This window comes from Snodgrassella alvi, assembly GCF_040741455.2.
GTDB classification, from domain to species: domain Bacteria; phylum Pseudomonadota; class Gammaproteobacteria; order Burkholderiales; family Neisseriaceae; genus Snodgrassella; species Snodgrassella alvi_E.
In genome coordinates this window covers 1,476,967-1,487,208 of record NZ_CP160328.2, presented here as the reverse complement: position 1 = coordinate 1,487,208, position 10,242 = coordinate 1,476,967, and the positions used below count along the sequence as shown (strand labels likewise).

At 46.7% G+C, this 10,242-nt stretch carries 9 protein-coding genes; 5 read left to right on the top strand and 4 right to left on the bottom strand.

What is annotated here, in order from left to right; translation table 11 throughout:
- The first annotated feature begins 296 nt into the window (after window positions 1-296).
- Complete coding sequence (locus ABU615_RS06775; protein WP_267408675.1) at window positions 297-1,196, top strand: patatin family protein; 900 nt, start codon at window positions 297-299, stop codon at window positions 1,194-1,196.
- Window positions 1,197-1,221: 25 nt separating this feature from the next.
- On the top strand, window positions 1,222-2,424 hold the full coding sequence (locus ABU615_RS06770; RefSeq protein ID WP_267408674.1) for an MFS transporter: 1,203 nt from the start codon (window positions 1,222-1,224) through the stop codon (window positions 2,422-2,424).
- A gap of 49 nt (window positions 2,425-2,473) precedes the next feature.
- On the opposite strand, the gene ABU615_RS06765 is transcribed toward ABU615_RS06770, so the two are convergent.
- Window positions 2,474-3,217, bottom strand: coding sequence for a ThiF family adenylyltransferase (locus ABU615_RS06765; protein WP_367490269.1), 744 nt, complete (start codon window positions 3,215-3,217; stop codon window positions 2,474-2,476).
- Between the two features lie 103 nt (window positions 3,218-3,320).
- Here ABU615_RS06765 and ABU615_RS06760 point away from each other — a divergent pair, with 103 nt between their 5' ends.
- Window positions 3,321-3,890 carry an L-threonylcarbamoyladenylate synthase gene (locus tag ABU615_RS06760; RefSeq protein WP_367490271.1) on the top strand — a complete coding sequence of 190 codons (570 nt, stop codon included), beginning with the start codon at window positions 3,321-3,323 and terminating at the stop codon, window positions 3,888-3,890.
- A gap of 98 nt (window positions 3,891-3,988) precedes the next feature.
- On the opposite strand, the gene ABU615_RS06755 is transcribed toward ABU615_RS06760, so the two are convergent.
- Together ABU615_RS06755 and ABU615_RS06750 are read right to left on the bottom strand one after the other, a co-directional pair.
- Entirely contained in the window at window positions 3,989-4,885 is an 897-nt protein-coding gene (locus tag ABU615_RS06755; protein ID WP_367490274.1) for a polyprenyl synthetase family protein, read from the bottom strand.
- Entirely contained in the window at window positions 4,869-5,096 is a 228-nt protein-coding gene (locus tag ABU615_RS06750) for an exodeoxyribonuclease VII small subunit (RefSeq protein ID WP_100141044.1), read from the bottom strand. The genes ABU615_RS06755 and ABU615_RS06750 overlap by 17 nt, the downstream gene beginning before the upstream one ends.
- Window positions 5,097-5,989: 893 nt before the next feature.
- Here ABU615_RS06750 and ABU615_RS06745 point away from each other — a divergent pair.
- Both ABU615_RS06745 and dnaJ read left to right on the top strand, forming a co-directional pair.
- Window positions 5,990-7,864, top strand: a complete 1,875-nt coding sequence (locus ABU615_RS06745; RefSeq protein ID WP_367490276.1) for a ribonuclease catalytic domain-containing protein — start codon at window positions 5,990-5,992, stop codon at window positions 7,862-7,864.
- 277 nt (window positions 7,865-8,141) lie between these two features.
- Window positions 8,142-9,251, top strand: a complete 1,110-nt coding sequence (gene dnaJ, locus ABU615_RS06740; RefSeq protein ID WP_100141046.1) for a molecular chaperone DnaJ — start codon at window positions 8,142-8,144, stop codon at window positions 9,249-9,251.
- Between the two features lie 535 nt (window positions 9,252-9,786).
- Here the strand turns inward: dnaJ and ABU615_RS06735 are convergent.
- Window positions 9,787-10,206, bottom strand: a complete 420-nt coding sequence (locus ABU615_RS06735; RefSeq protein WP_367490707.1) for an HIT family protein — start codon at window positions 10,204-10,206, stop codon at window positions 9,787-9,789.
- Window positions 10,207-10,242 lie beyond the last annotated feature (36 nt).

Here is a 10,242-nt window from a genome sequence, read left to right as displayed (position 1 = left end):
ACCGCTAATCGTTATTTGTGATTTCAACATTACTGACTCTAATTCAGCAGCCGTTGTCCCTGCAAAGCGGTAATTCGCTGTTTGATACGCCGGTTTGATTTTGTTTTATCTGGTGATAAAACGGAAGTTACTGACGGCGGTACAAATAGTGTGTTGTATAGTTGTTTTCAAAAAGAGCTGGTTAAATGCGGTTGAATAATATGTAGTTGGAATCAGCTTTTATTGTTTTGCGCCTATGTGTATTATGTATTTATTAATATTTATCTATTATTACATAAACATGGACATGATAAACCATGTGTAATGCGCAGCGGGAACCGTCTGGGATGCAAGTTGCTTTGGTTGTGGAGGGCGGCGGTATGCGTGCCGCTTTCAGCAGTGGGGTGACAGATGCTTTTTTGCAGGCAGACTTTAATCCGTTTACTTTGCTGGTTGGTGTATCTTCTGGTGCCAGTACGATTGCCAGCTATCTGTCTGGGCAAACCGGTCGTAATCTGGATGTGCTGATGAATCAGTCGTGCCAGAGGCCGTTTATCAGCTGGTCTCGTTTTATCCGTGGTGGTGATTTATTGGATATAGACTGGTTATGGCGAGTGGTACAGCAGGAAAATCCGCTCGACTGCGAACGTATGTTTGCACAGAAGCGTGATTTCAGAATTGTGCTTAGTAATGCTGTTACAGGGGAGGCACATTATGCTGAGGCTGAACCCAAAAATTTTTTAGATGTGCTGCGTGCTTCTAGCTCTATCCCTTTTATTATTCGTAAACCGGTACCCATCGGTAGTGAAATTTATTTTGACGGTGGTGTGGCTGATGCCTTGCCGGTGCGATGGGCGCTGTCGCAGCCGAATATCGGCGGTGTTGTTGTTATCCGTACACGTGCGCATGCTTATGTTAAGAAAGGTGGATTTGGTGATGCTTTGCTGGCACGGCGCTTGCCTGACAATGGGTTTGCTCGGGCTTTGCGTCAGCGGGTAAAGCATTATAATGCTACGCTGGCATGGATGCGCCGGCCTGAACACTCGCGGTATATTTTTGAAATCAATCCGCCGGAAAATAGCAAAATGGCTGGACGCCTGTGTCAGGATGCTAGCCGTTTGCGTTATAGTTATGCGGCTGGGCTGGAGTGTGGACAAAAATTTCTGCAGCAATGGCCGGTGTTTAAAGATTTCTTCAGCCTTAATGTACAGGATTAAGGGGAATGGGTAATTTGGTGAAGTAATGACAACAGATTCGACTGTATCGAAAACACAGCGTCGTCTTAGTCTTTTTGTGGCTATTCTGGCACTGGCTTTTGTTCTGCGTGGTCCGCTGACGGGTGTCGGACCTTTATTGCAGAATATTCAGGCACAGCTGCACATCAGTAGTACGCTGGCTGGTTTACTAACGACGGTGCCGCTGCTGACCTTTGGTTTGTTTTCTATTTTTATTCCTAGACTGGCAGCTCGGTTTGGTTCGGAGCAGATGGTATTTTTTGCTTTGTGGGTGCTGACGCTGGGGCTGGTGTTGCGTTGTGGCAGCGGGCTATTTTTGCTGCTGGCGGGTACAACTTTGCTTAGCTGTGCTATTGCTGTGGGTAATGTGCTGATTCCCAGTATGGTGAAACAGTATTTCCCGTTTAAGATGGGCTTGGTAACTGCATTATATGCCCTGATTATGAATGTGGGTGGTGCTGCCGGTTCGGCATTGAGTGCACCTTTAGCGCATAGTAACTTGTGGGGCTGGCGTGGCGCTTTGGTGGCGTGGGTATTGCCAGCTCTGGTAGCGATGGTGATCTGGTGGCTGCCTTTTAAAACAGCGAATGCCATTCCCAGAGCGGCTGTGCGTTCGCGGCCGGTAACGGTACATTTGTGGCGTAATCCGCTGGCGTGGCAGGTGACGCTGTTTATGGGATTTCAATCATTTCTGTTTTATTCCACGGTAAGCTGGCTGCCGCAGATTGTAGCTAAAGCCGGTGTGTCTGCTACTGAGGCCGGAGGCTGGCTTGGGCTGATGCAGTTGGTAATGGTGCCAACTAATCTGCTGATACCAATTTATGCGGCTAGATTAAAGCAGCAGAAGTGGATTGGCGCATTATGTGGGGTATCGCTGATACTGTCTGTGTTATTGCTGATGTCGCCATGGCGTAGCTGTTATTTTCCAGCCGTGCTGCTGCTGGGTCTCGGTATCAGTGGTGCTTTCTGTCTGAGTATGATGTTTTTCAGTCTGCGCAGTAGCAGTGTAACTGAGGGCGTATTGTTGTCTGGTATGGCACAGACCTGTGGATATTTGTTTGCTGCTGTAGGGCCGGTTTTGATGGGGGCGTTACACGACATCATGCATTCATGGTTTCCTGCGTTGGTGCTGATGTTTTTTGCTGCGCTGGTGATTACGGTATCCGGCTGGAAAGCTGGTCAGGATCGGAAGCTGGCTGATTTTCAATAATAGATAATTATCCACAAGTTTATCCACAGGAATTTGTGTATAAAGTTGGCTATCCGCATACCGGACAGTCTGGGTTTGGTGCCAGTTGTAAGCGTTGCCATTGAAAGCGTTGTGCATCAAAGCAGTGCAGCCAGCAGCCGGTAGGTTGGATACCGGTGATGAGCTTTAATGCTTCGCCAGCCTGCGCGGCGCCCATGACACCGAGTAAGGGAGCAAATACGCCGTTTTTGGCACAACTGGCACCTTCATCATTCATTTCACCTTCAAACAGGCACTGATAACAGGGGCCATGGCCGTCGCGAAAATCATATACTGCCAGCTGACCGGAAAATATCAGTGCTGAGGCCGAAACCAGTGGTTTATGGGCTGTAAAACAAGCCTGATTAATTAGACGGCGGCTGGCAAAGTTGTCGGTGCAATCAAGCACTATGTCTGTATCCTGTACCAGCCTGTGCAGCAGAGTAGCATCTGCTCTGGCAACAACGGGATGCAGTTGTGTGTGTGAATGATGAGCCTGTAAGCGTTGGCATAAGACGCTGGCTTTATCTGCGCCTATATCGGAATCGTTAAACCAATACTGCCGTTGCAGATTGCTGATATCAATGCTGTCGTTGTCCACTACGGTGATGTGCCCTACGCCGCTGGACACCAGATAGGTAAGCGCCGGATGTGCTAAACCACCTGCTCCGATAATCAGTACGCGTGCGCTGAGAATGGCCTGCTGTCCGGCTATATCCAGTTTATCCAGTAAGATATGGCGGCTGTAACGAAGTAGTTGTTCATCGGTAATCATGAGAGCCTCGTTTGATTGAATGATGGTGGCCGAAGATGCAGTAGTAGTGTGGATGATTGTGCCCTGCTATTATAAGGGCTTAGCTATATTTCTCTGAATACCTATGCACCATCGTGCCCGGCCGGCTGGCCGATTTTTACATCATCTGCAAGCGTTTCTGCGCAAGGGCGGCTTGATTGCCTATCCGGCGGAAGGCAGTTACGGGCTTGGCTGTTTGCCTGATTATGCTCCGGCGTTACGCCGGCTGATAGCGCTAAAAAAAAGGGCTCAGCATAAGGGACTGATTGTGATTGGTGCTGATTTTGCACAATTGCGGCCATTGTTGGCACCTGTGTCTGCAGCTGAATCTAAAGCTATTATGCGCGAATGGCCAGCGCCTAAAACTTTGTTGTTACCAGCACGGCAGCGAGTTTTGCCTTTGCTGCGGGGGCGTGGTCGACACAATCTGGCGGTACGTATTCCTGATCTGGATACGGCACGGTTTATGTGCAAAGCAGCCGGTACGGCACTGGTCTCCACTTCATGCAATCGGGCTGGTAAAAAAGCCTGTAAAACGGAGCGCGAGGTTAGACGTCAGTTTGGGCGTCAGGTGTTGATTCTTGGCGGACGAACCGGTGGTCGCCGGCAACCCAGCCAGATTATTGACTGGGCGTCAGGTAAACGGCTGCGTTGATTGCCGGTCTCTTTGTGAATCGTTGATCGCATTTACTAAGGCAGAAATCTAAGGATTTATTATCAGGATTCACGCGGGGTTGTGCGGTGATGATGTTGCTAATGATTGCGGGCAATGACAAATTGAGCCAGTTCGCGCAGATGCTCAGCGCGATGGTCAAAACCAGCCAGTGCTTCCAAGGCCTTTTGTATTAAGTTTTCAGCATATTGGCGCGCTGAAGCCAGACCCAGCAGGCTGACATAGGTGGGTTTATTGGCCTGTGCATCCTTTCCGGCTGTTTTTCCCAGAACGCCGCTATCCTGTTCACAATCGAGTACATCATCTATTACTTGAAAAGCCAAACCCAAATGACCAGCATAGGCATCAAGAGCAGTAAGTTGGTGCTGATCGATATCGTTACAGCAGAGTCCGCCAAGGGCTACGGCTGACCGGATTAGGGCACCGGTTTTGAGCTGATGCATATGCTCAAGTACATTTTGATTCAGGCTTTTACCGACACAGGCCAGATCAATGGCTTGTCCTCCTGCCATACCACTATAGCCGGCGGCCTGAGCCAGTGTCTGTACCATTTGCAGCTGACGCTCGGGTGAGAGTGTGGTGGGCCGGCTGAGTAGGCTGAATGCCATGCTTTGCAGCGCGTCGCCAACCAGTAAAGCGGTGGCTGGTGTGTAGCGAATGTGGCAGGCAGCTTTGCCGTGACGCAAGCTGTCGTTGTCCATTTCGGGCATATCGTCGTGTACCAGTGAATAAATGTGGATACATTCGATTGCGGCAATGGCGTTATCCACAGCCTCTGCTATGTTGTTTCCCAGCTCGGCAGCAGCGAAAACCAGCATCGGACGCAAGCGCTTGCCGCCATCCAGCGCAGCATAGCGCATGGCATCAATCAGGGGTGCCGGTAGCTCGTCAGATAAGGGCAATAGGCGATTTAGGGTTTGTTCGGTATGGTTTTGTACCTGTTGTTGCCAGTGGGCAAAGTTACTCCCCTGCTTCAAGTTTCAGCTCCTTCAATTCGCCGTTGTCCAATACCTGTAGTTTTTGTTCGACTTCGGCCAGTTTTTGCTGGCAGTATTGCACCAATTCCTGACCATACTCGTAAGCGGTTAACGCTTCTTCTAATGGCAGATCATTGTTTTGCATTGATTCGGTAATTTTTTCCAGTTGCTGGATGGCTTCTTCATAGCTCTTGGGTGTGATTTTCTTCATCATGTGGGGTCTTTAGACATTATCGGGAATATTGTAACACTGGCTGTGGTGCTCTTGCTGTGGATATGCTCAGTGGTCGGCTGAATAGCAGTAGGGTTGAAGTTTTGTCGTGTAATGCGACTGCGGGTAGATTATGTTTCTGAGCTGTGAATTGCTGTTAATAAAACTAATAAATTTTTGTTAACTTTTTTCTGATTAATAAGTGGTATGGTGTGGTTGTCTGGCTGTGATTCATGGATGCTTTAAATCATGGATTGAATATACTGAAGAATGTGTTTTGTATGAATTCGAATATTCTGCTCATAAATTTTATTTATATATTCATAAATTCTATCAGCCATAAGCTTTAAAGGTGGTTGAAAATAGGGAAACGAGCTGAATGAAGGAATGGGTGTAAAGTATGGCCCGTAGTATTTATTTTAATAGCATAAATATGTCTGGCACACTAAGACTGGGCAGCTCGGATAGAGTATTTCAGCGTTTTTAAAGATGAATATTGTGTAGATTATTTATATGGAATTATATAATTTTTATTTGTTTTGATGAAATTTGTTTGCTGGAATGTGTTTTTTTGCTGTTTATTTTACTGGTTTTAAAGCATAATATTGTTTAAGGCATAATTATGTTGTGCTAACTTGGGGTGATTGTTTTATTTAAAAATTAAAACATGGAACTATTTAATTTGTATGTTTTAATAATTAAATTTATGTATAACAGAAATGCCTGAGGGGGAGTATTGGCGGGCTATTCATGCTGATATGTCTATAGGTTAATACTATGGTGGTTTCTGTGTAAGCTGGATGTCAGTCTATTTGTTTATAATCGAATAAATGCTGTTTTCTGAATCGTTTTTACAGGTTGCTTGGGTAGTTTCTTAGGTTTAAGTAGGCGTTATGGGTAAACATATTTTTTATGAGGAGTCCGGTCAGTTTAAAGTAGCCGAAGTGGTTCAGGAAAATGAGGCTACTTTTCTGGTGAATACACAGCATGGCAAACGGGCAAAAATTAAATCCAGCCATGTTTTTTTGGTGTTTGAGGGTGATGCTGCGCAGTTTTTACAGCAGGCCAGTGCTGCCGCCGCCGGTATTGATATCGGCCTGTTGTGGGAAGCTGTGGGTGTAGAAGCTGAATTTACGGCAGCCGAGGCTGCTTCTGAATATTTCGGTAGTAATAGTGGTCAGGTTGAACTTGCTGCGGTTTTAATGGCGCTCTATGCGGCACCTATGTACTTTTATAAGAAGAATAAAGGGGTGTTTAAGGCTGCACCGGCAGAAACTTTGCAGCAGGCTTTGGCGGCGATTGAACGGCGCAAACAGCAGGAAGAACAAATTAATGGCTGGATTGAAGAATTGCTTGCCGGCCACCTCCCTGCTGCTATTGCTGCTGATGCAAAGATGATTTTGCACGCGCCTGATAAGCAAAGTTTGAGTTATAAGGCGGTGATAAAAGCCGCTGAGCAGAAAAAAATATCTTTGTTTGCGCTGATGCAGAGTGTAGGTGCTGTGCCTGCGCTGCCGGACTACTTTCTGGATGGTTTTCTACTTGCCGAGTTTCCTGATGGGGTGGCATGCGGAGATTATCCGTTGCCGGATATTGGCAATTTACCTGTTGCTGATGAGGCGGTGCGGGCATTTTCGATTGATGATGCGGATACTAGTGAGGTAGATGATGCGTTTAGTGTACGTGATCTGCCCAATGGTAATAAGCTGGTGGGTATTCACATTGCTGCACCTTCCTTGGCCATTGATGCTGATTCGGCGCTGGAAAAGCTGATATTTGAACGCCTAAGTACGGTTTATTATCCGGGCGGAAAAATCACGATGCTGCCGGATAACTGGGTAGCTGCTTTTAGTTTGGATGAGGGTGATAGCCGGCCGGCTATCAGTCTATATGCTGAAGTGAATCCTCAGTTTGAGATTGTGCATTGTAAATCGTGTATTGAGTCGGTTTATGTAGATCGTAATTTACGTATTGAACATATTGAGCAGGCCTTTCAGCCGCAACAGATGCGCACAGATGATGAGATTTTTCCGCATCAGCAAGAAATGAACTGGCTGTATGATTTTGCCGTGGCCAGAATGCAGGCACGCGGAAAATATGATCCGGCTCGCCCGTCTCAGTATGATTACGGTATTAAGCTGGAAGCGGGTAATCAGGTGCGTATCTGTGTGCGCGAGCGAGGTGCGCCAATTGATATGCTGGTAAGTGAGCTGATGATTTTTGCCAACAGTACTTGGGCTCAGATGCTGGATGCTGCGGATATGGCGGGTTTGTTTCGTGTTCAGCCTACGGGACGGGTAAGAATGAGTACGCATTCTGAGCCGCATATTGGTCTGGGACTGAAACATTATGCATGGTTTACTTCACCGCTGCGTCGCGCCACTGATTATATTAATCAAAAACAGCTGATTAGTTTGCTTGACCCGCATGCTTCTCCCCGCTTTGAGCCGCAGGATGCGATGTTGTTTGCGGTATTGCGGGATTTTGAATCTACTTATGCTACCTATAATGATTTTCAGCGCCATATGGAGGCATACTGGAGTCTGATTTATATTCAGCAGGAGCATTTGCAGGAATTGAATGCACAGTTAATCCGCGATGATTTGGTGCGGATAGAGGGTTTGCCATTGGTGAGCAGAGTGAGCGGGATACCTGTTGATGCTTTGCCTAAAAGCAGGATGAAAGTAGCGATAACTGGTGTAGACCTTGTGCAGGTGAGTGTGGGACTAAATTATATCAATGCTTTGTTGCCCCAGAACGGTGCCTGAGGGAATAAATGAGTTTTGTATCAAGCCGATTCAGCTATTGGATGCGGATACAGATGCCGATTGGTTTAGATTATTCGCAATCGTTGTTATGGTGTTTGTCTGTGCTTGTTGGTGCCGGCGTTAACCGGCCTTTTTGCTTCAGCTGGAATTAACTTTGTTTTAATATCTTGTTTTTATAGATGCAGCCCATATATGGGCTGCATTTCTATTATCCGGTTTTTTTTCAGGCAACCTGTTGTACTGATACAGTCTGCCGGAAAACCTTTGGAATAAAATTATGACTGAAGTAGATTTTTATGAAGTGCTGGGTGTAACCCGTACTGCAGGGGATGAGGAAATCAAAAAGGCTTATCGCAAGCTGGCTATGAAGTACCATCCCGACCGTAATCAGGGCGATAAGGGTGCGGAAGAAAAATTCAAGGAAGTACAGCGCGCTTATGAAGTTTTGTCTGATTCACAAAAACGTGCGGCATATGATCAGTTTGGACATGCCGGCGTAGACGGTAATATGGGTGGCGGCGGAGGATTTTCCGGCGGTTTCGATTTTGGTGATATTTTCAGCCAGATGTTTGGTGGCAGTGCCGGTGGTAGGCAGCAGCAGAATCATCAGGGTGCTGATCTGCAATATCATGTGGAAATCACGCTGGAAGAAGCTGCGCGCGGTATTAAGAAAAAAATTACCATACCTACGCATGAGGAATGTGATGTCTGCCATGGCAGTGGAGCTAAGGCGGGTACTTCTGCTACTACTTGCAGTATGTGTGGCGGCAGTGGTGTGGTGCATGTACGGCAGGCAATTTTTCAGCTACAGCAAACCTGTCCAACTTGTCATGGCAGTGGTAAGCAGATTAAAGACCCGTGTGTTAAATGCCATGGTGAAGGTCTGGTTAAAACACGTAAGACGGTGGAGGTATCTATTCCGGCCGGTATTGATGATGGCCAGCGTATTCGTCTGAGTGGTGAGGGTGAGCCGGGTAAGCATGGTGCTGCGGCTGGTGATTTGTATGTGCTGGTGAATGTTCGTCCCCATCCGGTATTTGAGCGTGATGGTATGGACTTGCATTGTGAGCTGCCGATCAGCTTTACGATTGCGGCGCTTGGCGGAGAGGTGGAAGTGCCAACGCTGGATGGTAAGGTTAAGCTGAATATTCCAAAAGAAACGCAAACAGGCCGCCGTATGCGTGTACGTGGTAAAGGCATTAAATCTGTACGTTCGGCCGCTGTGGGTGATTTGTATTGTCACATTGTGGTGGAAACGCCGGTAAATCTGACAGATAGGCAGCGTGAATTGCTGGAAGAGTTTGAGAAGATTTCTACTGGTATGGACCGCGCACAGACCCCACGGCAGAAGTCGTTTATGGACAAGCTGCGTGACCTGTTTGAATAAGCTGTGATGAAAGAATGGTTTAGAAAAGTTTAGTCCAGACAGATAAATAATCAACATTGGTTATGCAACGTTAAAGCCCGCTGATGGTATGAAATCAGCGGGCTTTTGTTGTATTTGGCCAAGAATCAGGCTGTTTAAGGCTGAGCCGGTAGGCAGTATGCTTTAATTTGAGTGGTGTCGTTTTCTTGTTCGGGAAAAAGGTTAGTCGGTGTTTGGCCGGTTTAAAGTTTGCTAAATACTCGGATTATGGCTGGTATGAAGAGCCAAAGCTGATTAAGCTGAATCTCAACAGGCAATCTGTTTGATATAGCTCCAAGTAAAAAATCGCTTCTGTATGATTTTCTACAGAAGCGATGTGGAAAGGTGGCAGTCTGGGTAAATATATTGTGGACAAATTTAATGTATTTGTCTGAATAAAATTTAGCTTTGGTTCTGAAATCCTTATAAATAAAGGGTTAATTTATTTTTCACTTATATTATTAAGTTGATTATCTGTGGATAATTCTGTGGATAATTGTTGTATCAAACTGAAGTTTCATTCCAGTTCACCGCGTAGCTGCGCGGCCAACTGTGCCAGCTCTGCCTGATCGGCCTGTGTGCTTTCATGCTTGGCAAGTTCATGGATGTGGCCGGGAATTAAATGAATATGATAGTGAAACACAGATTGGCCAGCCTGCTCACCGGACAGCTGCAACTGAACAACGCCATCACGGTGTAACACTTTACGTTGGGCACTGATGATTTTTCTGGCTGCATTGAATACTGCTTGTAGATAATCGTCTGGCATGTCGGTTAACTCTACCGCTTCGCATTTCGGAATCACCAGTACATGGCCGCGCGCCTGCGGCATCACATCCATAAAGGCCAGTGTTTGTGCGTCTTCATATACTTTATGACAAGGAATTTCGCCACGGATGATTCGGGCGAAGATGTTATTTTGGTCGTACTGCTGCATAATGGGTCTCCTCTCTGGTGTGTCGGTTTGTTTGGC